General features: G+C 68.1%; 20 protein-coding genes. 4 read left to right on the top strand and 16 right to left on the bottom strand.

Features of this window, described 5'->3' with window-relative positions; genetic code table 11:
• Window positions 1-105: 105 nt before the first annotated feature.
• Window positions 106-2,064, top strand: a complete 1,959-nt coding sequence (locus A3ES_RS0126630) for a hypothetical protein (RefSeq protein ID WP_026163220.1) — start codon at window positions 106-108, stop codon at window positions 2,062-2,064.
• 17 nt (window positions 2,065-2,081) lie between these two features.
• Window positions 2,082-2,771: an ABC transporter ATP-binding protein gene (locus A3ES_RS0126625; protein ID WP_020389894.1), complete on the top strand. Its 690-nt coding sequence runs from the start codon at window positions 2,082-2,084 to the stop codon at window positions 2,769-2,771.
• 31 nt (window positions 2,772-2,802) lie between these two features.
• On the opposite strand, the gene A3ES_RS0126620 is transcribed toward A3ES_RS0126625, so the two are convergent.
• The gene (locus A3ES_RS0126620; RefSeq protein ID WP_202806595.1) at window positions 2,803-3,174 is read right to left on the bottom strand and encodes a hypothetical protein; all 372 of its coding nucleotides are present in this window, start codon (window positions 3,172-3,174) and stop codon (window positions 2,803-2,805) included.
• 165 nt (window positions 3,175-3,339) lie between these two features.
• Window positions 3,340-3,999, bottom strand: a complete 660-nt coding sequence (locus A3ES_RS48565) for an ImmA/IrrE family metallo-endopeptidase (protein ID WP_157630766.1) — start codon at window positions 3,997-3,999, stop codon at window positions 3,340-3,342.
• Between the two features lie 503 nt (window positions 4,000-4,502).
• On the opposite strand from A3ES_RS48565, the gene A3ES_RS55570 reads away from it, so the two are divergent.
• A complete protein-coding gene (locus tag A3ES_RS55570; protein ID WP_202806594.1) occupies window positions 4,503-4,709 on the top strand; it encodes a DEAD/DEAH box helicase family protein in 207 nt (68 codons plus the stop codon).
• Here A3ES_RS55570 and A3ES_RS0126605 read toward each other — a convergent pair.
• The 10 genes from A3ES_RS0126605 to A3ES_RS0126560 form a co-directional block, all read right to left on the bottom strand.
• The gene (locus tag A3ES_RS0126605; RefSeq protein ID WP_020389890.1) at window positions 4,700-6,754 is read right to left on the bottom strand and encodes a hypothetical protein; all 2,055 of its coding nucleotides are present in this window, start codon (window positions 6,752-6,754) and stop codon (window positions 4,700-4,702) included. The genes A3ES_RS55570 and A3ES_RS0126605 overlap by 10 nt on opposite strands.
• A 42-nt stretch (window positions 6,755-6,796) precedes the next feature.
• Entirely contained in the window at window positions 6,797-7,756 is a 960-nt protein-coding gene (locus A3ES_RS0126600) for a cation diffusion facilitator family transporter (protein ID WP_020389889.1), read from the bottom strand.
• Between the two features lie 55 nt (window positions 7,757-7,811).
• A complete protein-coding gene (gene manA, locus A3ES_RS0126595; RefSeq protein WP_020389888.1) occupies window positions 7,812-8,978 on the bottom strand; it encodes a mannose-6-phosphate isomerase, class I in 1,167 nt (388 codons plus the stop codon).
• Entirely contained in the window at window positions 8,972-10,051 is a 1,080-nt protein-coding gene (locus tag A3ES_RS48560; protein WP_020389887.1) for an SIS domain-containing protein, read from the bottom strand. Before A3ES_RS48560 ends, manA begins: the two co-directional genes overlap by 7 nt.
• Complete coding sequence (locus A3ES_RS0126585; RefSeq protein ID WP_026163218.1) at window positions 10,051-10,263, bottom strand: Trm112 family protein; 213 nt, start codon at window positions 10,261-10,263, stop codon at window positions 10,051-10,053. Before A3ES_RS0126585 ends, A3ES_RS48560 begins: the two co-directional genes overlap by 1 nt.
• Window positions 10,260-11,654 carry a phosphomannomutase/phosphoglucomutase gene (locus A3ES_RS0126580; RefSeq protein WP_020389885.1) on the bottom strand — a complete coding sequence of 465 codons (1,395 nt, stop codon included), beginning with the start codon at window positions 11,652-11,654 and terminating at the stop codon, window positions 10,260-10,262. The genes A3ES_RS0126585 and A3ES_RS0126580 overlap by 4 nt, the downstream gene beginning before the upstream one ends.
• A 37-nt stretch (window positions 11,655-11,691) precedes the next feature.
• On the bottom strand, window positions 11,692-12,432 hold the full coding sequence (locus tag A3ES_RS0126575; RefSeq protein WP_020389884.1) for a ThuA domain-containing protein: 741 nt from the start codon (window positions 12,430-12,432) through the stop codon (window positions 11,692-11,694).
• A complete protein-coding gene (locus A3ES_RS0126570) occupies window positions 12,425-13,513 on the bottom strand; it encodes a Gfo/Idh/MocA family protein (protein WP_026163217.1) in 1,089 nt (362 codons plus the stop codon). Before A3ES_RS0126570 ends, A3ES_RS0126575 begins: the two co-directional genes overlap by 8 nt.
• Window positions 13,514-13,630: 117 nt before the next feature.
• Window positions 13,631-14,257, bottom strand: coding sequence for a hypothetical protein (locus A3ES_RS0126565; RefSeq protein WP_020389882.1), 627 nt, complete (start codon window positions 14,255-14,257; stop codon window positions 13,631-13,633).
• A gap of 906 nt (window positions 14,258-15,163) precedes the next feature.
• Window positions 15,164-15,556 carry a DUF3499 domain-containing protein gene (locus A3ES_RS0126560; RefSeq protein ID WP_026163216.1) on the bottom strand — a complete coding sequence of 131 codons (393 nt, stop codon included), beginning with the start codon at window positions 15,554-15,556 and terminating at the stop codon, window positions 15,164-15,166.
• A 31-nt stretch (window positions 15,557-15,587) separates the two neighbouring features.
• Here A3ES_RS0126560 and A3ES_RS0126555 point away from each other — a divergent pair, with 31 nt between their 5' ends.
• Window positions 15,588-16,034, top strand: a complete 447-nt coding sequence (locus A3ES_RS0126555) for a metallopeptidase family protein (RefSeq protein WP_026163215.1) — start codon at window positions 15,588-15,590, stop codon at window positions 16,032-16,034.
• Window positions 16,035-16,147: 113 nt separating this feature from the next.
• Here the strand turns inward: A3ES_RS0126555 and A3ES_RS0126550 are convergent, their stop codons facing one another.
• The 4 genes from A3ES_RS0126550 to A3ES_RS0126530 all read right to left on the bottom strand — a co-directional run bounded on the left by A3ES_RS0126550 (window position 16,148) and on the right by A3ES_RS0126530 (window position 22,669).
• Entirely contained in the window at window positions 16,148-17,626 is a 1,479-nt protein-coding gene (locus A3ES_RS0126550; protein WP_020389879.1) for a DUF5719 family protein, read from the bottom strand.
• On the bottom strand, window positions 17,623-20,535 hold the full coding sequence (locus tag A3ES_RS0126545) for a glycosyltransferase family 2 protein (protein ID WP_020389878.1): 2,913 nt from the start codon (window positions 20,533-20,535) through the stop codon (window positions 17,623-17,625). The genes A3ES_RS0126550 and A3ES_RS0126545 overlap by 4 nt, the downstream gene beginning before the upstream one ends.
• Before the next feature lie 274 nt (window positions 20,536-20,809).
• Window positions 20,810-21,061 (bottom strand): WhiB family transcriptional regulator, encoded by a 252-nt coding sequence (locus A3ES_RS0126540; RefSeq protein WP_020389877.1) that lies wholly within the window; start codon window positions 21,059-21,061, stop codon window positions 20,810-20,812.
• A gap of 318 nt (window positions 21,062-21,379) precedes the next feature.
• On the bottom strand, window positions 21,380-22,669 hold the full coding sequence (locus tag A3ES_RS0126530; protein ID WP_020389876.1) for a cation:proton antiporter: 1,290 nt from the start codon (window positions 22,667-22,669) through the stop codon (window positions 21,380-21,382).
• Window positions 22,670-22,730: the final 61 nt, after the last annotated feature.

Genomic DNA, 22,730 nt, shown 5'->3' with positions numbered 1-22,730 from the left:
GCCCGGCCGGCCCCGACCGGCCGGGCTGGTGGTCGTCGCGCAGAGTCGCGCCGAATTCGCTCTGCGTGCGAAGATGAACACCCCACGAGCCATGGAGACAATCCGTTGCACAGGAAAATCGCCGTCGTGGTGTCGGCCTTGCTGTTCGCACTGCTGGCCGTGGCGGTCACCCTGGTCGCCACCATGCACGACCGGTCCTACCCCCAGCAGCTCTCGACGAAGGCGATCGTCAACCTCGACTTCAGCAGCGCCGAGCTGGACGACGCCCAGGCGATCCGCGAGCTCGGTGAGCTGAGCGACCGGCTGGATGCCGGGCTGGTCAAGGTCGCCCCCAACCTCGGCGGCGACCAGACCGGTCAGGTCTTCGTGAAGGTCGGCACCGAAGGCGCCTTCCCGGAGCGGATCCAGCGGTTCGGGAACGACCAGGACGCCCAGGTCCGCGGCAAGGAGTCGCTCGAGCACTCCTACGCGAGCGGGGAGTACCTGGTCACCGGCTCGACCAGCGGGCTGCCGGCGTTCAAGGACTGGCTGACCTCGCACCGGGTGATCACCGAGTGGAGCGACAACAACCTCGGCGGAACACTGAAACTTGTCCTGAAACAAGGAAGTTTCGTCACCAGTCTGCTGGCCGCGACGGCGCTGATGGTGTCGCTGGTCCTCTACTGGTTGTCGGTCAAGGCCCGAGGACGGGCGCTGCGCGCGCTCGCCGGTGTCTCGACCTGGCGGATCCAGTACGAGGATCTGGCCGGGTTCCTGGTCGCCGTACTGACCGGCGCTCTCGCCGTCGACCTGCTCGCCGTGGTGTGGACCGGCTTCACCCAGGGCTGGACCTTCGCGCCGAAGTACCTCTCGATCCTGCTCACCTTCGACGTGATCGTGATCCTCGCGACGATGGGCTTCGCGGTGGCGATGTCGGCCGCGTCCTGGCCGGGCCCGGCGATGCTGGCCAGGCGTGAGCCGGCGGTCAAGTCGCTGCGCAAGGTCTCGGTCGCCCTCAAGGTGCTGACCTTCGTGCTGGTCCTGGCGGCGGTGGCACCCGCGGTCACGGCGTACTCGAATGCTCGCGGGTCCGCCGAGCAGCAGGCGCGCTGGAAGTCGCTGGCCGACCAGGTGGTGGTGTCGATCCCCGCCGCCTTGGGCGAGGACGGGTTCCAGCAGATCATGGGCCAGGTCGGTGCCGCGGTCGGCGACGCGGAGAAGAAGGACGCGGTCGCGCTGTCGTACAGCTGGCAGGACGAGGCTCTTGAAGGCGTCGACCTGGGGAAGTACGAGACGATGGCGCTGGTCAGCCCCAGCTGGCTGCGGCTGATGAACAAGGACGCCCCGGGTGACCTGCCAGGGTTGACCGCACTGCCGCCGGATCAGCTCCCGGCCGGCGCCAAGGAGTTCGCCGGTGCGAACCTGGATCTGTGGACCCGGGACAAGTCGACCGGGGCCGCGGCTCTGAGCAAGGTCTCCTTCTACCACCTCTCGCAGCCGGGCAAGCTGCCGCTGGCCGGCGGTGGCAGCGGCGACCTGGTGTTCCCGAAGGACGCGATCGTGATGGTCGCGCCACACCTGCACAGCACCTTCAACGACGACTTCCTCGCCTCCGTCGCCACCACCAGGAACCTTGTCTTCAAAGGGCTGGGCGAGACACAGGCACTGCTGACCAAGCACGGGCTGCAGTACAAGACGACCGTGAAGTACGCGGCCGAGGAAGGCGTGCTGCTCGCCCAGTTCACGGCGTACTTCGCCTGGCTGCAAGGCGTTTCGCTGATCGCCCTCGTCATCGCGCTGGTGGTGTCCTCGCTGATCGCCGCCTTCATCACCGCCGTACTGCGCTCCAAGCACGACTTCCCGTTGCGCCTGGCCGGTCAGCAGTGGCGGGAGATCCTGGCTGCCCGGGTGATCACCGAGTGGATCGTCGGGGCCGGGCTGGCCGTGATGATCATCCTGCTCCGCCGTGGCGACGGGGCTCTGCTGGTCGCGGCAGCCGCAGTACTGGGGTTGCTCGCGGCACCGGTCACGCACCTCCTGGCCACCCGCTGGACTTTCGCGAACGTCAGCCGACGCAGACTGTAGACGGGAAGAACTCGATCATGACCATAGAAGCCGAAGCCGTCTCCGTCGTCATCGACGGGCGGCCGATCGTCCACCAGGCGTCGCTCGTCTGCGAGCCGGGGACGATGACCGCGCTCGTCGGACCCAGCGGATGCGGCAAGACGACCTTGCTGCACTGCCTCGGCCTGCTCCAGCAGCCGACCTCAGGGCGAGTGCTGGTAGACGGTGTCGACACCACCAACTGGAAGGCGGGCCAGCGCCGCCGCTTCTGGAAGGACTCCGGTGCCTTCGTCCTGCAGGACTACGGCGTGATGGAGGAGGAGTCCGTCGCCTTCAACGTCGTGATGAAGTCGAGCATCTTCGGCTCCCGCGTGCTCGGCAACCAGACCTCGCTCAACGAGGCGCTGGAGCTGACCGGTCTGTCCGGCCGCGACAACGAACTGTCCGCCCACCTCAGCGGTGGCGAAAAGCAGCGCCTCTCGATCGCCCGCGCGATCTACAAGAACGCCGAGGCCGTCTTCGTCGACGAGCCCACCGCCTCCCTCGACGAGGCGAACCGCACCCGGGTGATCGAGCTGTTCCGCAACCTGGCCAGCCGTGGCTGCGTGGTCATTGTCGCCACCCACGACGACGAAATGATGGCCGCTTGCGACACCCGGCACTCGCTGACCCGTCCCGCGGAACAGCCTCTACCCGCGACGGCGGGAGTCGTCCACGGCGCTCTCTGATGCGGGCATCAGGCCGTATCCCAGTGGCTGGTCAATACTGGAGCTCGCGAGCGGATCCAGGCATCCTCAAGGATCGCCCATTGGCGACCATCTGACGCATGAGATCGATTCCATCAGACGCGGAAATGTCGCCGTTGGAAACGGCGATGGCCACCAGATCAACAGTCTCGCGAGTGGTGATCCCCTGATGACGGGCGTAGCGCAGTGCATCCTTGTCGTCGGAGACCCACCAGGAACCAGCGAGCTCGGGCCGGCGAAGGATCAGGAAGCACGTCTGCGCCTCCCCCAGATGCTGTGGGGGCCGGTCCTCAGTACCACCGAAGACAGCGCGGCGGATTCGTTCGATGTCGTTGATGTCGCTCTCGTCGTTCACCTCGATCGGCAGGCCGAGCCAGCCGTCCACCGCGACTTGTGCGAGCTCAGGAAGGAACCTCGACGAGAGCTCCGCCTCGTAGGCAACCGCTTCGGTCCACCGCCCTCGACCTGCGAGCACAGCCTGAAGCAGGTCGACCCTGCAGACGGAAGCGAAGTTTGCACAGGACGGTGTTGTCGGGGAACAAGTACTCGCTCACGGCGCCTCACTCACCCCAGCCTCTGATTCGAAGGCCCGCCGCAGCTCATCCACGGACTTGCCCAGCAGTTGGGCATACGGTCTCACGGTCGCGGCACCGGACTCGTACGCGGCATAAGTGTCCTGGACCAGCAATCCTGGCAGGCGTGGACAATTCGCCTCAGCGACTCGCTGAGCGAACTCCGCCCCACGGCCGGCCAGGCCGGCTGCCTTCTCGGCCGTGACGGCACGGAACCGATCACGGGTACCGGCATCGATCAAGCGCAGGTCGGACAACCGAATGGCAAGCGCGGTCGGCGTCACCAGAAGATCGCAGGCCAGGACCGCGAAGGTCTCCAGGGTGAGGCCGGACGGCTCAGCCGCCTGACGAAGGTCTTGCTCGGGCATCAGGAAGGCAGCAGCGAAGGCATTGGCCCGCTGTTCACTGGGATCCTTCAGCTGACCTCGATCGAACACATCCTGATCGAGATGGATCTCCTGATCGTCGCCCGCGAGGAGATGTCCCAGCTCGTGAGCAAGCGTGAACCGCTGCCGGGTCGGCAGACTTGACGTCGCCGCGATGATCAGCTTGACCTCAGCGGACGAAGCCGCCAGCCCGTCGAAGGCGTCACCGAGCTCGGCAACCGCGACGTCGATACCGAAGACCTGCTCGATCACCGCAACCAGACCATGCTCACGCCAGGAGAAGCTGGAGGTTTCGACCTGACTCAGGGCATCGCGAGCCAGTTGACGGCCTTGATGACGCCAGCCACCCTCGTCGCGACCGCCCGGGAGAGGCTGCCAGGGCTGGCTGTATCCAAGGGTAGACAGGTCGGTACGCAGGCCGCTGTACCGCCGGGCCAACTGCAGCGCGGTCCCCGCCGTACCGCCGGTCGTCCTGGCAGCCGTCGCGAGCGGCTTCTCCTCGCCCGTGACCAGCCAATCGACCGTGACCTGATCAACGACCTGAAGGAGTGGCGCGAACGTCGAGGCCTACCAGTTCGAGCCATTGCGGCGCGCACTGCAGGCCTCACGGACCAACCTGCTGCTCGCCGGCGACGTGGGGCTCGGCAAAGACCATCGAGGCCGGCCTGGTCGTCCAGGAGTTGCTCCTTCGGCACCGCGCCAGGTCGGTCATCATCGTCTGCCCGCCCAGCCTCGCGCTGAAATGACAGGACGAGATGCGGGAGAAGTTCGGCCTCGACTTCGTCATCGTGAACAGTGAACTGATGGCCCGGGTCCGGCGCAGCCACGGGCTGAACGCCGATCCCTTCCGGCTGGTCCCCCGAGTCATCGTCAGCATGTCCTGGCTGCCCTCGGTGCGGGCCCACCAGGCACTATGTCTGTCGGTCGGGACATACATCCCCCGACCACCCCTTCAGCGCTGATGGCGGCGTTTGGACTTGGAATTCTCGCGGCCCTGGCGCTGGGAGCCGCCCACTGAATGCAGCCGGCGAGGGCCCTTGTGCATCAGCGGTTCGATGACCTGGGTGCGGAGTCTCTGGAGCCCGTTGGTGTCCGGGTGTCCGGAATGCTCCAGCGCGTAAGCCAACTCGGTCAGGTCGGGCACCTCAGCCAGCGACTCCCTCGCTCCCTCGGCGCCACCCAACTCGAGAAGCTGGAGGAACTGCTCCGTCATGCCGAGGAGTCCGTCTGAAGGAGACAGCTCTTCGATCTCCAACTGCCCGTCGCTGATCAGAAGCTGGAGCACGGTCGGTGCCAGCACCGGGTCTGTACGTAGCCGGTTCAAAAAGCCGTGCCGATCTGGCTGGGCATCGGCGAGCGTGTCGAGCAGTGCGACTGCACGGGTCCGGAACGGGCAGCCGCGGACAGCGTCCAGCAACCTGTCGTGCCCGTCGGACGGATGCGCGGCAAGCCAGTAGCCGATTTCTTCCCGGCCGGTGTCCGGGGTGTAGTGCTCAGCGATCATGCCGAGGAGCTGACCGGCCGAGGCCCCGGACAACTCGCCGACAAGCGGCGCGAAGCGGCCATCGGCAAGCAGTCGTGAGCGCACTGCTGAGGTACCCAACGCAGTGAGCGCGACCAGCTCCGTATCGCCCTCCAACGCGGTCCGGATCCGTTGCGCCACCTCCGGGGCGAAGGATGGCAGTACGAGGTCATCCGGGTAGTCGGGATCGTCCGGGTAGTCGGAACCGGATGTATCGAGGTCGGTGGAGTACATCGGATCGGCACGCCCGGTGCTCAGTTCCGCGGCGCCGAGCTCGGTCAGCAGTCGCAGGACTCGGTGGAGGTCGCGCGCAACGGCCTGGCGCCAGTAGTCCAGCCGCTCCTCGTCTACGGCTTCGATGGCGAACGTCGCGCCGCAGGCCTCCCACACGCTTTCCTCCAGGCGAACCACCGGGATGGGCACCGGCAACCCATAGATCGCGTTGAGAACATCGGGCAGCACCTCGTCGAACACATCGCCGAGCATTCTCACGTGCCAGCCATGCCGGGGGAAAAGCACGTCGCCGAGCTCACCAACCGCCTCGAAGGCTGCGGTCCACAAGGCAAGGTCATCGCCCAGCAGGCGCTTCGCCTTGGCCACCACCACCAGCCGGTTCTTGACCACCCGGACGACCCGAACCTTCTTGGCCCACTCGACTATGACAGCGAGGCCAGTCAGTTCGGCGCTACTCGTCGTGCGGAACGTCTGCCCGCCGAATACCGGATCGATGACATCGCCCGTGCTCAGCAACTCGACCAGCTCTCGGGCGTCCGCGAGCTTGATGTTACCCGTCGTGGTGAGCTGACGACCGGTCCCGGTCCACGCGACCAGCGCGCGCACCTGAGCGAGGACCGGGCTCTGACCTGCGCTGGCTGCGAGTTCGGCTGCCGAGGGCAGCGCCACCGGCAGCACAGGAAGACCGCGCTCGCTCGAAGCAGCTGAGAACTGCCGGGTCGCGATCTCCGCCAGGACTTCCCGGTCATGGGCGATCTCGCCGGCGCGGACGCGTCCGGTGAAGTGCTCCAGACCTGCCTGGTCAGTGGGATCGACCCCAGCTGCCATCGCCTTCATCATCCAGAACTTGGCGAGCCCGAAGTTCCGCTCGTCCGACATGGCCTGCCGGAAGCTGGCGGTGGCCTCTGCAATCGCGTCCTCGAGCACCGGCATGGGATCCCCAGTTGGATCATCCAGATCGGTCTCACGCAGGAACCTCAGCAGGACGCCCAGGGTCTCCGGCGCGTCCGCCACGTCGTCGGCGGCCACCGACAGCCTCCGTGGCATCCACTCGAGCAGGAATTGACGGACCAGGCCGGCCGTCCAAAAGCCAAGCCGCCCGTCCGTACTGTCGTGCCGGAAGTCGAGCGCCGCTGACAAGATGAACGGATCCCCGTGGGCCGGCAGACCTCGCGCCCATTCGTCGCAGCGATCGATCAAAAGGTCCTTGGCAGCCTCGAAGGACTCGAACTCGTCGGGCTCGAAGAACATACGCACCGGATTCTGGCCCTTCGGGAGGGTGGTGACAGACAATCAGTGTGAGGGAGCCTCGGGGATGGCCGGGCGTTCTGCCCGGGTGTAGTTCTCCGCGTAGATGTCCGGTTCGATGTAGACGTGCTGTGACATCGGCTCCGCCTCGCGGATCGCGTGTTCGGCCTCGTTGATGATCTGGGCGATGCTCGCGGCGTCGGACCCGTCCTCGACCGCCACCTTCGCGGCGACCAGGACCTCCTCCGGGCCGAGGTGCAGGGTGCGGATGTGGATCAGCCGCTGCACACCGACCGTGTTCTCGATCGCAGCCACGATCTTCGCCTGCCCCTCGCGGGTCGCGGACTCGCCGAGCAGCAGCGACTTCATCTCGATCGCCAGGAAGATCGCGACGCAGACCAGCAGCGCGCCGATCGCCATCGAGCCGAGGCCGTCGAAGATTCCGTTGCCGGTGGCAAGGGTCAGGACGACGCCGATCAGTGCCAGCACCAGACCGGTGAGCGCGGCGAAGTCCTCCAGGAGGATCACCGGCAACTCCGGGGACCGGGCGTTGCGAATGAACCGGCTCCAGCTGACGTGTCCGCGGACCTTGTTCGCCTCGACGATCGCGGTCCGGAACGAGAACGACTCCATGATGATCGCGGCTACCAGCACCACGACCGGGACCCACTTCCAGTTCTCGATCGCGTGCGGTTCGTGCACCTTGTGGTAGCCCTCGTACAGCGCGAACAGGCCACCGACGCTGAACAGCACGATCGCGACGATGAACGAGTAGACGTAGCGCTCCCGGCCGAACCCGAACTGGTGCAGTTCGTTGGCCTCCCGCTTGGCCCGCTTCACCCCGATCAGCAGCAGCACCTGGTTGCCGGCGTCGGCCAGGGAGTGGATCGACTCGGCCAGCATCGACGCCGACTGGGTCAGCAACCAGGCGCCGAACTTCGTGATCGCGATACCGGTGTTCGCCAGCAGTGCCGCGACGACGGCTTTGTTACCGCCACCAGCCATTTCCGTTGTCCTCCGTGCCAGTTCAGGGGATCAGTTCAGGAATCAGTTCAGGGGATCAGCGAGCAGACACGACGAACGCCGTGCCGGAACCACGCAGCGTACAGGGTCCTTCGGGTCCCTGAAGGAACGCTGACCGGCCGGCGGACAGCGCCACGGTGTCTTCGGTGCCAACGACAACGACCTCAGCCGTTCCGTCCACACAAGCGACGATCCGCGGTCCGGTCGCGTCGACCTCGACCGGCTCCCCGGCCAGTTCCACCCGCCGTACCGCGAAGTACTCACAGCCTGTCTCGTACGCCGTGACGCCCGGTGCGACCGCAGTACCCTCCAGCACCGGCGACTCCAGCGGCTCGAAGTCGACGACCGAGACCAGCTCCGGTACGTCGATGTGCTTGCGCGTCAGCCCGCCTCGCAACACGTTGTCCGAGTTCGCCATCACCTCGAACCCAGTGCCGTGCAGATAGGCGTGCACATTCCCGGCCGGCAGGTAGACCGCCTGGAATCGCTCGAGCCGCACCCGGTTCAGCAACAGCGCGGCAAGTACTCCCGGGTCATCGGGGAAGTCCTCGCACAGCCGCGACAACGTCTCGGCCTCCACTGCGAACTCGGCGCCCTCGTACCCACGGCAGGCCTCTCCGAGACCAGCGACCAGCGGACGGATCGCGTCCCGGTCGGTGCTCATGAACGAGGTGAAGGCGTCTTCCAGCTTCCCGTCGAGCAACAAGTGCCGCAACTCGTCGAGCACACCCAGTGCCTCGAGCAACGCGATCGAGGCGGCCAGCGGCCGGAAGCCGACGAGCGCGTCGAAGGGACCGAGCGCGATCAGGATCTCCGGCTTCGGCCAGGCGTCCTTGTAGTTGCGGTCGTTCGCATCGCGCGGAATCCCAGCGGCCTCGTCCCGCGCATACCCATCGATCGCCTGCGACCGCGAGGGATGCGCCTGGATCGACAACGGCTGCTCGGCCGCCAGGATCTTCGCCAGGAACGGGAACCGGCCCTCGAACCGCGCGGCCGTCTCCTCCCCCAGTACGCCGGACGCATCCGCGGACACCAGGTCGAACAACGACTCGCCTGACGGCAGTACGGAGGGTGCCGACTCGTGCGCGCCCATCCACAACTCGGCCTGCGGCTTGCCGTCCGGCACCATCCCGGTCAGCTCGGGGATCGCGGTCCGCGAGCCCCAGGCGTAGTCCCGGATGCTGTTCTGGAGCGGAACTACCACGCCGGATCCTCCGCGGGGTTGCCCGGCGCGCTCGGTGCGTCCTCGGCCGGCGTGCCGTAGCGGCCGAGTCCGATCCCCAGGTACGCCGCGGCGTAGCGGCCGTGTTGCGTCAGAGCGGCGTACCGGGCCACGTCGGTCCCGTTCGCCTGCGTCACCACGTGCACGCGGACGTCGTGGCGCTCTGCCTTGTCCTCGAGCTTGCGGCGGTGCTCGGCCACGCTTTCATCCTCGACACCGTCGTCCAGGATGACCAGACCGGGCCGAAGCTCCTCCGGCTTGTCGAAGGGGTCAGCGAAGACGTCACGCGGCGGCTGGTTCGCCAGTACGGGCAGCAGGTGGCCACAGTCGGCCGCAAGGGCCGGGCGGCCACTAGCGAGCCGCACGGCCTCGACGACACGACGTGCAGCACGGGCAGCCAGCACAGAGCCGCCCCAGACCAGCGGCAGCGCGTCGCCGAGCATGAGAGCCAGGTCCTTGGCCGGGTTCGACGCTACGTCCTTGTTAGGCGAGCACTCGATGGCGACCTCGTCGAGCATCTCCGCGACGGCCTTGGCGTCCACAGCGGGCCCAAGCTCCAGCTGGTGAAGCCCCTGCAGTACTGCGACCGCAGCCGCCAGCTGGTCGTCCGACTGCGACGGCAGCCGGATGGCGTGCCGTGAGCCGGCCGAGGCCTGCGCCACCGGCGAGTCGGCCGGGGAGGCGACCATCAGCCCAGAGCCACGGCGTACCGCCTCGGAGGCGGCCGAGACCGCTTCCGTGTCGGCATCATCGCCACCGAGCACGACGACCAGGTCGAGCGGACCGGTCCAGCCCGGCAGGCCGGGACCGGGCCAGGCCACGAACGGCACCGGGCAGACCGGCTCCAGCACCGCACGGACCAGGCGCGCGTCCCGTCCGGCGGCCACGATCGCGCGCGGACGGAAGCCGTCGGTGGCCAGCTGGGACAGTGCTTCCTCGGAGGCGTCGAGCTCAGCCCGCACCCGCGCTCCCGCACCGGCCAGCCGGCGCAGCAGGTGGTCCGAAGCCTCGAGGGCGGCCGGGTCGTCCAGCCGCGAATCGTCGAAGAGGCTCATCAGTTCTCTTCTGCCCCAGCATCCAGGGTCGAGCGCGCCTCGTCGATCAGCAGCACGGGGATGTCGTCGCGGACCGGGTAGGCGAGCGCGCAGGTGGCGTTGGTGCAGATCAGTTCGCTGGCCTCGTCGTCCACGCGGAACTCCGACCGGCACTTCGGACAGACCAGGATGCTCAACAGGTCCGGGTCCAGGTTCATGTTTGGGGGAGTCATCTAGTTCCTTTGCTAACTTCCGGTGCACCGGTGATCAGGGCCAGTACTTCGTCGCGGACACGCTCCATGGTGGCGGCGTCCCCGGCCTCGACATTCAGCCGCAGCAGCGGCTCGGTGTTCGACGCGCGCACGTTGAACCACCACTGTCCAGCGTCTACGGTCAGACCGTCCAGATGGTCAACGGTAATGCCCTCGCGGTCGCCATAGGTGTCTTCGATCGCGGCAACCGTCGCGGCGGCGTCCTCGACCCGGCTGTTGATCTCGCCGGAGGCCACGTACCGCTCGTAGACCGAGAACAGCTCCGAAGCCGGCTTGTCCTGCTCACCGAGCGCCGCGAGCACGTGCAGCGCCGCGAGCATGCCGGTGTCGGCCCGCCAGAAGTCCCGGAAGTAGTAGTGCGCGGAGTGCTCGCCGCCGAAGACCGCGTCGGTCTCGGCCATCTGCTGCTTGATGTAGGAGTGGCCCACCCGCGCGCGGATCGGCGTACCGCCGTGTTCGGTGATCAGCTCGGGCACGGCCTTGGAGGTGATCAGGTTGTGGATCACCGCGGACCCCGGGTGCTTGGCCAGCTCCCGGACCGCGACCGCGCCGGTGATCGCGCTCGGCGAGATCGGGTCACCCTTCTCGTCCACCACGAAGCAGCGGTCCGCGTCGCCGTCGAAGGCCAGGCCGAGGTCGGCCCCGGTCTCGCGCACCTTGGCCTGCAGGTCGACAAGGTTCTTCGGGTCGAGCGGGTTGGCCTCGTGGTTCGGGAAGTTGCCGTCCAGCTCGAAGTACAGGGGAAGGATCTCGACCGGGCCGGTGGCGAAGACGGCCGGTACGGTGTGCCCGCCCATCCCGTTGCCGGCGTCGACGACGACCTTCAGCGGCCGGATGCCGCTCAGGTCGACCAGGTCGTTCAGGTGGTCCGCGTACGCCGTCAGCAGGTCCCGCTGGCGAGCGGTACCCGGCACCGTGACCGGTGAGAGCCCGTCGATCAGCATCTTGGCGACCAGGTCCGCGATGTCCCGCAGCCCCGACTCAGCGCCGACCGGCGAGGCGCCCGCACGGCACATCTTGATCCCGTTGTACTGCGCCGGGTTGTGGCTCGCGGTGAACATCGCACCGGGCAACTGGAGCCGCCCGGAGGCGAAGTACAGCTGGTCGGTGGAGGCCAGCCCGATGTTGATCACGTCGGCCCCGGTGCTGGTCACCCCCTCCGCGAAGGCGGCGGCCAGCCCCGGGCTCGACGGCCGCATGTCATAGCCGATCACCACGGCTCCGGGACCGGCCAGCACGTCCAGGACCTCGACGAACGCGGCGCCGGTCGCCCGGGCCACCGACTCGTCCAGCTCGTCCGGGACGACCCCGCGTACGTCGTACGCCTTGAAGATCGCAGCTACGTCAACCATGCGTGGACCTTATCTGGCCCCGGCCCGAACCTGTGTTTCAGGCTGTTTCGAACCACCCCGGTGTGGCCCGGTGGTGGACGTCCGGGAGCTTGCGCTCGACCACCGGGGCCGCCCAGCGGACCGCGTTGGCGAGGATCTGCTGGACCTCCGGCTGGTGGTAGGTCGGGTACTCCTGGTCGCCCGGGCGGAAGTAGAACACCCGGCCCTGGCCGCGGCGGTAGCAGCAGCCGGAACGGAACACCTCGCCACCGGAGAACGAGCTGACGAAAACGAGCTCATCCGGCTGCGGTACGTCGAACAGCTCGCCGTACATCTCCTCCTGCTCGATCACCAGCGGATGCGGTACGCCGGCCGCGATCGGGTGGCCGGCCGCGACGGTCCACAGCAGCTCCCGGTCGTTGTCCGAGCGCCAGTCGAGCGAACAGGTGGTGCCCATCAGCCGCTTGAAGATCTTCGCGAAGTGCGCCGAGTGCAGGGCGATCAGCCCCATCCCGGACAGCACCGCCTCCTGCACCCGGTCGACCACGGCGTCGTCCACGTCGCCGTGCGCCGCGTGCCCCCACCAGGTGAGCACATCCGTGTCCGCCAGCACCTCGTCGGTCAGGCCGTGCTCGGGTTGCTGCAGCCACGCAGTACGGACCTTGACCTGCTCGCCGAGCTTGGCGCGCAGGCTTGCGGCGATCGTCTCGTGCATCGTGTCGGGATAGATCTTCTGTACAGACGCGTCGCGCTGGTCGTGGACGTTCTCGCCCCAGACGGTCACCCGGATCTCAGTCATTCAGCACTACCTCTCGTCCGGCCTTCGCCGAGGCGTAGGCGGCGTCGATGACCTGGGTGCGCGCCAGCGCCTCCGAGCCGTTGTGGGCGGACCAGTCGCCGCTGAGCACGATCGCGACGAACTCGCTGACCACCGCGCGGTGGCCGAGCCCGGCGCCGGTGGCCGGACGGACCTCGGCCGGCACCCCGCCGACGTCGGTGAAGATCTTCAGGGTGTCGGTGTTCGTGTAGTCCTGGACGTCGATCTTGGCGCCACCCTCGGTACCGAACAGCTCGATCCCGAAGTTGTCACCCGGCGCCCGGTACGTCGCCCAGCTGGTCTCCAACTGCAGCGCTCCGCCGCCTTCCAGCCGCAGGTACGCCGTGGCCAGGTCCTCCACCTCGAACTTGGCGCCGAGCGTGTCGACGGTCGGCCGGATCACGCTGCTCACGCTGCCGCGGCCGCGCGGGCCGAGCTCGGCGAAGGTGTTCGCGCTGACCGTGGTCACCTTGGGCTCGTTCATCAGGTGCAGGGCGAGATCGAGGATGTGCACGCCGAGGTCGATCAGCGGGCCGCCGCCGGACAGCTCGCGGTTGGTGAACCAGCCACCCATACCGGGGATGCCGTTGCGACGCATCCAGTGCGCCTTGGCGTAGTAGATCCGGCCGAGCAGCCCTTCGTCGATCTGGTGCTTCAGGGTGGCGACGTCACCGCGCTCGCGGTGGTTGAACACCACCTTGAGCACCCGGCCGGCCTTCTTCGACGCCTCCACCATCGCGGTACCCTCGGCAACCGTCCTGGCCAGTGGCTTCTCGCAGAGCACATGCAACCCGCGCTCCAGAGCCGCCAGCGCGATCGGCGAGTGCAGCTGCGTCGGCGTACCGATGCTGACGGCGTCCAGGCCGTCGACGGCGAGTAGGTCCTCCCATTTCTCGAAGAGCTGCGGCACCTGGTGCTTGGCACCGAGACTCTTCAGCGTGTCCGTCTCGAGCCCCGCCAGCGCCACCACTTCGACGTCGGGCAGCTCCGAGAACGCTTCCAGCGCGGTCCGCCCGGCAAAGCCGAGACCGACCACTCCGACCCGTAGTTTTTGATCGTTCACAAGTCAGGAGTCTTGTCAGCCATGACAACGTGGTCAACCTCATCCCACGCTGTGAAACACGTTCGAACATGCGAAACCGGCGGTGGGTCGCCCCACCGCCGGTTCTGTTGTCACTGACTATCCGGGCAGCTTGGCCGCAGCCGCAACCGCCAGCTTGTCGAAGTTGGCTGCCTTCATGCCAGTCCCGTCCTGGCTGAACGCGAGCACCGAGACGACCGTGCCCTTGAGGGTCACGGCGTACGGGAAGGCGCCATTCTCGCTGCCCGGGTCACTCGGCAACGCGTAGTCCCACCAGCGCAGGATCGTGGTGGCGTCGCCTGCCTTGATGGTCCGGTTCTCAGTGATCCGGCGCGCGTGAGTCGGCGAGGGCTTCGAGTACTTGCAGGTTTTCAGCGTGGCGAGGATGGAGGTGTAGGCCGCTTTGGCCGCCGCCTTGCTCTGGTACCGGCTGAGGTACTGCGTGCCGTACGACATCATCTCGTCGGTGTGACCGCGAGCCAGTCGCTGGGCGACAGCCTTGCCTTCGGTCGAGGCAGGGCCGCAGTAGGCGGCTGGGAGCCGGCCGCGGTCGACCTGGGTGATCCACTTAGTTGCCGGGTCGGCCTTCTGCACCTGCTGGAGCGTGAGGAGCTTGCCCCGATCCAGACCAATCGTCCCCGCCTGCGCCCCCGTCGCGGTCGCTCCGGCCAGTACCCCCAGCGCCGAGATCCCCGCCGCAGCCGCGATTCCAAATGCCTTCTTCATGTCCCCAAATCCCCCTTGTAGTGGTGTTTTCTGCCAGGTGAGACACCAACTGCGGGAGAAAAGTTGGGCCGATCGGAAAGAATTTCGGCCCTGACCGAAATTGGGCTTGGGTGGGCTGCTGGGGACGCCTCGAGACGGCGTACGACGCCAGCGACCCGGGCTGCGTGCGACGCCAGCGGCCCGGGCTCGTACGGCGCGAGGGGCCGAGCTGCGTTCGCGAGCGGTCCCAGGTGGCCAACGGAGGGGACAACCCCTCGAATGGGGGTTCGCCCACTGGTCTGCCAGGGGGCGAACCCCAACGGAGAGGGTTGAGCCCACGCTTCCCAGCGATCCCCCGCCCTCGGTGGCGACGCAGGAGCGAACCAGGCATCCCGCGACACCAGCCGCAAACGCCGCGACCACCCCGCCGTCTGGCGACGCAGGAGCCCGCGCAGCCGGGCGGCAGCCAACCGCGAAGGCCGGCCTCCATCCTGCCGATCGGCGTCTACCCGTCCGCACCGCTAGCGCCTTATCGGGCCACTGGCCTGCTACAGCGCGCTAGCGTCCCCATAAGGCGCTAGTGGACCCGACCACCCCCGCTCCACCGGCGAGACAGCACCGTCCCTGACGCATGCACCTGTCGCGCCAAGACGGGACGGGGTTTCCGGACTGCCATGCACGCACCACCCGTCCCGGGCGCGCCGACACGCCGAGGTAACCGCTTGCCCGTCCGACTTGGGTATGCATGCAGCTTCGTTGCCCCCAGCAACCACTCCGGGCCGCGCGCATCTCGTCCCGGACCGACTCACGCGACTCGGGCCGGGTACGACGCGACCGCCCCGCGCTCAGCGGCGACGCAGGAGCCGGCAGTAGATAGGCGACGAAGGAGCCGAGCGGAGTGGCCAGCGTGGGAAACGCCGTACAGATTCAGGCTTGCTCAGTGTTATCCGCAGCCGTAGACCCCGGATCCTGCAGCATCCGCAAATGCCCCCGGCGCGCAATCTCCACCGGCGCCCCAGGTACAGGCTCACGACTCGCCGGCGGCAACGGACGGGCCGCATCCCGTACTGCGTTCGCCAGCGCCTCAAGATCGTCGTCCGACGGACCAGCGGCGGCCGGATCCGGAGCGAGCCGGATCACTTCCCAGCCGTTCGGCGCGGTCAGCCGGTCGGCGTGGTCGGCGCAGAGGTCGTAGCAGTGCGGCTCGGCGTACGTCGCGAGCGGACCCAGTACACACGTGGAGTCGGCATAGACGTAGGTGAGCGTCGACACGGCCGGCCGATGGCAGGCGGCGCGCGAACAGATCCTGGCGATGCTCACGACCAGACGCTACCCCCACTAGGCTGATCGCGTGACCGAGGCTCGCCGTCATCGTAGGCACATCGACCGCCATGGGCGCGGCATGCTCGGACCGATCAGCCGGCCGAGCAGCTTCGCACCACGCGGATTGCCCTTGCAGCGGTCCGCCGCGGCTCAGTTCGACGAGGTCGTCGCGATCGAGGTGACCCGGCTGGAGAAACGGTTGCCGCAGGTCGTCACCCGGGTCGAGTTCGCGATCGAGGACGTGCCGAACCTGGACATGCACGCGGGCGAGATCCCGCTCACGCACTCCACCGGCGGTACTTCGCACGAGCCCTACCGGATCGTCGTCTTCCGCCGCCCGATCGAACTGCGCGCCGAACGCTCCGCCACCAGCCTGGCCTGGCTGGTCCGCTCCGCGCTCGTCCTCGAACTGGCCGACGTCCTCGCCCTGTCCCCCGAACAGATCGACCCCGACTTCGAGACCGACGACGACTGACAAACCTCACCTGATCATTCGCCCCTTTTCATCCTCGCCACCGAACCGCCAGCGCCGGGCAGCACGCGAAGAGGGTGAAAAGGGGGCGAATGATCAGGTGGTGGGCGGCGGTTCTACTTCAGGGCGGCCCGTACGTCGGGTTGCGCGCCGAGCTGGGCGCGGAAGACCAGCGAGGTCGACAACGGCCAGGCCGCGACCAGCGGTACCGCGTCCTCACCGAGCTTGGCCGGCGGCATCAACGTCACGGCCGCCACCACCGAACCCTTGACCTGCTCCACCATCAGGTACGTCGGCTGGGACTGCGCCTTGAAGCTGACCACACTCGTCGCGCCGTTCACCACGTCGAGCGCGCGGGTCGCGATGATCTTGCCGCTCAGGTCGCGCAGCTCGAACCGCATGCTGGCCGTCTTGCTCGGCGCGGTCACCTGCAACTGCGCGGGCTGCGCGTGCGCCGGCAGCACCAGGTACGCCGGTCCGGTCAGCGCCTCGGCCGATCCGATCACCGCGAATTCGTCGCCGCTCGCGCTCACGGTCCGCGTGGATGCCGTCAACGGCTGATCCGAGCTGATCGTGATCGCGCTCGGGTCGCCACGCAGTATGGAGTCGAGCCGGACCGACTTCACCGTGCCGGCCGGGATCTGCACGGTCGACAGGTTCGCCGGCTTGAAGGGCCCGTTGGGGCCATTCACGGTCAGCGTCGCCGTCGCCTGCAGATCGCTGGGGTTGGCCAGCGTGAGCATCCTGGCACCCGCACCAGGCGCGATCCCGGGGACCACCAGCGAGGTGGTCGGTGGGATCGACGGGTTGATCCAGTCGACGCCACCAGGCTTCTTGCCGTTGGTGGCGTTGTCCCGCAGCGCCGGCGACACCCGGCCGCCAGTGGACTCGACATGCAGGGCAAGGTCACGTGCCTTCGGCGCCAGCAGGTTCAGGTACAGCTCGGAGGTCCCCCGCGCCGGTACGACGATGCCGCGCGCGTTGGGCAGATCGAGAGCCCCATTGGCCGAGTAGACGGTGATATTCACCTCGGCGTTGATGCTGTCGAGGTTGGTCAGCACCAGGACGTCACGCCGGCCGGTGGCGGCACTCGCGCCTACGAACCAGAAGTCCGAACCGGGCAGCAGGCAGGGCACGCTCGCCATGCCGCGATTAACACCCTCGGTCGAGATCGACGTACTCGTGCCGACGGTCCCGGCAGCGAGCGGGCCGATGCCCTGAATCGACAGCGGCACCGGCTTCGTGGCCTTCGGCGTCGAGGCGATCTTGCCGCGGACCAGGACCGAACCGAGAGGGTCGGACGTGGTCGGCAGCGGCGCGATCGACAGCGGCGTCGCGTTGCCTGGCGCGGTCGGAGTGTCCTTGGGCAGCAACGGTGAGACCGCGTCGACTGAACTCTGCACCTTGCCGCCGACGCCCGGCACCGGACAGCTCAACGCAGTACGGTTCACGATCGTCCGAGTCGGTCCGTCGGCGCCCTCAGGGCGCGTGACAGCTGTCTTGGGGTGCGTGACGACGCCCAGCCCGCCCGCGACCGCCATGGCGAGCACGCAGACCCCGAGCCGCACTCGCAGGTTCGAAAGTAGGCCGCTCACGACACCCTCCTAGCGTGCGTCCCGCGCGGAACTGCGACCGTGCGTCGCGCCGTCGGCAGGCAGGAGATCAGGGCGATGATCCAGGCGATGATGCCGAGCACCCGCCAGATGCCGCGGACTTCGTCCTGTACCGGTGTCTTGCCCTCGATCTTGGTCCGGTCGACCAGCCAGGAGGCATCGTCCGCCTCGGCGCTGGCCCTGGTCAGGCCGGGCAGCGAGTCGAGCGTGGCCATCAGCGTCGGATCGACCGGCGACGGCAGATAGACGTAGTCGATCGCGAGCGAGGCCAGCTGGCGGCCTTCCTCACCGGTGCCGCCACCGCCGAGCGCAGACAGGATGTCCGTGATCGGTTTGCTCTGTTCGGCCTTCGGCGCGGCCTCCAGCGAACCCATCCGCGGTCCGCCGTCGCGCACCAGCGCAAAGCGCATCACACTCGCGCCGTCCTTGCGCACCACCAGGATCGACGCGTTCTGCGGCGGCCCTTGCGAGGACATCAGGTACGCCGGGAGGTCCTGCGCGGGCCCACGTCGTAGCGGCCCGTCGTCACCGCGCACCAGCCAGAAGCCGGCCGTGATGAGCGTCGCGACCAGGGCAAGACCGAGGACGGCCTGCACGAGGATCTCGCGTGACTTCCCGACCGAGTCCCACGCGACGGTGATGGCCATGATCCAGCCGGCCGTCATCAGGAACATCAGCGGACCGCTGCCACCACCGAGCCGGCTGGCGACCAACGTGCCCGCAAGGCCGGCCAGCGCCGCGAACCAGCCGATCAGCTCGTACCGCTGCCGCGACTCCCGCAGCAGGCTCAGCAGGGCAACCAAGATCAGCGGTACCACGAACCACCACGGCACCGGAGCACCGATCGGCGTACCGGTCAGCAAATGCGGGAGGCTGTTGCCTGGACCGACCGCCGCGGTCGGCGGGCCGCCGGCCTCTTGCCCGAGCCTGGACGGGTTCAGCACCAGCTCGATCGTCCACGGCAGCACGAGCATCAAGCCGAGGAAGACCGAGAAGACCAGTTGCCGGCCCTGCCGACGCCAGCCGAGACCGAGCAGAGCGCCGATCACCAAGGTGATTCCGACCAGCAGCCCCAAAGCCGGGGCGAAGGCAAACAGGATGGCCTGGCAGATCCCGGCGAACCAGGCCGCCCGCCAGCTCCCCTGGATGACCACCCGTCGGCGCCGAGCGACCGTATGCACGGCAGCACCAAGCAGCGGCAGCACGATCGCGGCCACCACCGTCCCGATCCGCCCCTGCGTGATCGCGCCGTTGGCGAAAACCGCCAGCCCGTACGCCGCTGCGCCCCACGCTCGCGCGACCCGGTCGACGACGAAGGCGCGCAGCAGAGCCCAAGCGGCCAGCGCAGCAAGGGGAATCGCCCCGAGCAGCACGATGTTGGTCGCGCCGGACGGCCCGAAGGTCACGGTCGAGAGCGCCCAGAACTGGGCCAGCCAGGCCGGCGGAGTCACCCCGGCCGGAGCGGCCGCGGCCGCATGCCACAGCGATCCGAGGCTCTCGTGCGGTGGCAGCAACAGGGTGGAACGCAGTACGCCGCCGCCGATCAGACTGCGAGCGGCCACGAACGCACCGATCGCAAGGAAAACCCACGTCACCAGGAACGGCCGGCGGATCAGCTGCCGGCGCCAGCGCGGCTGGTCCTGCGCGACGCGAGCGGTGCTCTTGGCCCGGCGAGCGGTCGTGACGACCTGCTCCTCGGGCTCGTCGGCCCAGGCCTCGCGGAGGCGCTCGGTGATCGTGCTACCGGTCTCCTCGAGGTTGTGCCGCAGCGCGTTCACCGAGCGCGAGAAGAGCGGTTTGATCGACTCGTACGGAACCTGGTCGATCCGGCGACGATCCTTGCGCGCCTGGGTCCAGCCACCGGCCAGCAAGGTACCGAGCAGAGCGGTCCACTCGTCGACCGCGCCGGACGGCGTCTTGCCCAGCAGGAACCAGACCGAGCGAACGAAGGTCCCGAGCAGGAACCTGAGGATCAGCAGCGGAAGCAGTTTGCCAGGCGCGTTCGCCAGGACGGTGTAGTACGCATGCGCGCGGTCGAGCTGGTAGGCGTGCCGGCGGGTGCCGGCCAGCGCGCGCTCGCCGGTCGCGGCAGCCTGCGCGTGGTACACGACGGCATCCGGCGCGACGCCGACCTTGAACCCGGCCCGGCTGGCCCGCCAGCCGAAGTCGATGTCGTCGCGGAACATCGGCAGCCGCGGATCGAACCCGTGCAGGGATTCCCAGACGTCGCGACGAACCAGCATGCCGGCCGAACTGACCGCGAGAACGTTGCGCGGCTGGTCGTGCTGGCCCTGGTCGAGCTCGCCGTTCTCGATGCCGGTGTCGCGGCGGCCGCCGAGCGACGTGCTGACGCCGACCTCGAGCAGTTCGCGATCGCGCGGCCACATCCTGAGCTTCGGACCCCAGACGCCGGTATCCGGCGACATCGTCGCCTGCAGCAGCAACTGCTCCAGCGCCTTCGGGGCGGGGGCACAGTCGTCGTGCAGCAACCAGAGCCACTCGACCACCGGCATGTGCCCGTCGTCGCCGTACGGGCCGACAGCGGACGGTACAGGCGCGAAGCCGACCGTCTCCAGGCCGCGGGCGACCGCAGTACCGAAGCCGGTGCGGGCCGAGAGGCTGACCACGGGCTCGACGGCGGGCATCGTGGCGAGCAGTTCGGCGGTCTCGTCGGTGGAGCCGGTGTCGACGGCGATCAGCCGCTCGGGACGGCGGCCGAGGGCCCACAGCGCCTCGGTCAGGCGGGGCAGCCAGGCGGCTCCCTCGTGGCCGACCACGACCGCGGTGACGACGTGCCGGATCGGCGCGCGACCCAGCGGATCGTTGGTGAGGTCGGTCGGGAAGTCGACTGAGTCGAAGAACTCCCAGCCGGCCGGAGCTTCTGATTCCATGCGGAGCAGTGACACCTCAGGGGAAAGTGACGGCCTCGCCACACCGTCATCGCAGGCGTGGCGAGGACTCACCTTACGCGACGCGGGAAGGGGCCTGCTCCAGACCTTGCCAGCCTGGTCCGGACAGCAGCGGGCCCCGGTGGACGAAGTCCGGCCGGGGCCTCACGCAGAAGTTTGTGTTGACTTTTCTGTGCTGTGGATTCACACGGTGAATCTTTGGCGCGTCGACGACGGCGGGGCGGCAGGGCACCACCACCCGTCGATCAGCCAGGCGTCAGACGGCCTTCTTCTTCAGCTTGCGGCGCTCCCGCTCCGACAGCCCGCCCCAGATTCCGAAGCGTTCGTCGTTCTGCAGCGCGTACTCGAGGCACTCGCCCCGGACGTCGCAGCCGAGGCAGACTTTCTTCGCCTCGCGCGTGGAACCACCCTTCTCCGGGAAGAAAGCCTCTGGGTCGGTCTGGGCACACAGCGCCCGTTCCTGCCAGTTCGGCTCCTCCTCGATCGCCTCACCGTCGACAATCGCCATCAGCGTTTCTGTCACGGTACGACCTCCTCGACCCTGTTCGTTCCCCTGTACATGTGGGTTTGCGGTCCCACATGCCTGACCTCGTCCGTCCTGCGCTCTGCAACGGTCCCCGATACCGAGTGTCCAACGAACGACACGGTTGAAATTACATTCCTGCAATCCACGAAAGTCAAGCCGTGGTCTGCTATTGGCATCATCCGCAACATGGCTGCAAAAGAACGAGAGGCCTGCATCCACAGGCCTCTCGGTCCTTCTCGACACCCCGTCAGGGCGATCTAAATCGGCTGACGAGGCGGTTGCTTCCCACTTGCTTCCCAGTCAGGAAGGCTGTGACCACCAGCCCTGCTGACCGGGCTGACCCTGCTGCGGCTGTCCCTCTTCGTCCTTGGCGTCCTCGGAAACCCTCGGCTCCACACGGGTTTCGTCCGGTACCTCGGGCGCCACCTCGGCGGGCTGCTCGGCCGCCGGGGCGTCCTCTGCCTGCCAGGCTTGGCCTTCCTGCTGCCAGCCCTGCTGCGACCAACCCTCGGCCTGCTGGGCGGCCGGCTGAGCTTCGGGCTGAGCGGCTTCCTGTGCAGGCCATTCCTGCTGAGCGGGCTGGGCGTACTGCTGCTCCTGGCCGGGCCACCGCGCACCGGCGTCGGCGCCACCCCACTGCTGCTGACCCTCTTGCGGCCACTGCTGGCCCTGCTCTTGGCCGGCCCACTGCTGCTGGCCTTCCGGGCTCCACTGCTGCGTCGGCTCGGCTGCCTGGCCCTCAGCGGACCATGCCTGCTCGGCCGGCTGACCTGCCAGTGCGTCGCTCTGCGGCACTGCGGCCTCTGCCTCAGTCGCCGACCAGGCCTGCTGCTGCTCGCCCTGGTTCCAGCTCTGCTCCTGCGGCCACTGCTGCTCGCCGCCCTGGGCTGCGGCGTAGCCACCGGCTGCACCAGCAGCCGCTCCGGCCGCGCCGGCGCCGTACGCGCCGAACTGGCCGCCCTGCTCGGTCTGGCCGTACTGACCCTGCTGGGCGCCCTGCTGGCCGCCGTACTGACCGTACTGGCCCTGGGCGCCCTGCTGGCCGTACTGGCCGCCTTGCTGACCGTACTGACCGCCCTGGGCACCCGGAGCGCCGTACTGGCCCTGGCCGGCGAACTGGCCGTGCGGGCCGGCCTTCGGCGCGCGAACCGGAGCCGGCAGGCTCTGGAAGGTCTTGAGGATGTAGAGACCGGCGGCGCCGTACACGGCGAGACCGGCCAGCGCGAACAGGAAGCTGGTGATCTTGAGACCGGCCGTGCTGGTCTCGTTGAAGCCCGCGAAGGCGCCGATCAGGACGATCAGGGCCAGCAGACCGGTGATCGACAGCGCGGCCAGGGTCACGATCCGCGCGTTGGGGGTGCGCTCTCCTGCTTCGTTCACCAGCCAGACCGACGCGACCAGCGTCACCAGCAGCACCACCGCATCCAGCCCGGGTGGGGTAAGGCTGCCTTGCACTAGGGCAGCGGCGTTGGTGAAACCTGCGCTGCCGACGAACAGCCGGATCAGCGAAGCCAGGGCCACAAGGCCGGCAAAGGCGAGCAAGATGTACGCGACCGGCTCTCTGAGCTTCTTGGTTGCGTCGGTGACCACGAGGGCTCCTCGGGATGTTGGGGGCCGTTCAACTGACGTTGACACACATCGGACCCTCGGC

The sequence above is a fragment of the Kribbella catacumbae DSM 19601 genome (genome assembly GCF_000372465.1).
In the GTDB taxonomy this organism is placed as follows: Bacteria; Actinomycetota; Actinomycetes; order Propionibacteriales; family Kribbellaceae; genus Kribbella; species Kribbella catacumbae.
This window is presented reverse-complemented; position numbering and strand designations above follow the sequence as displayed.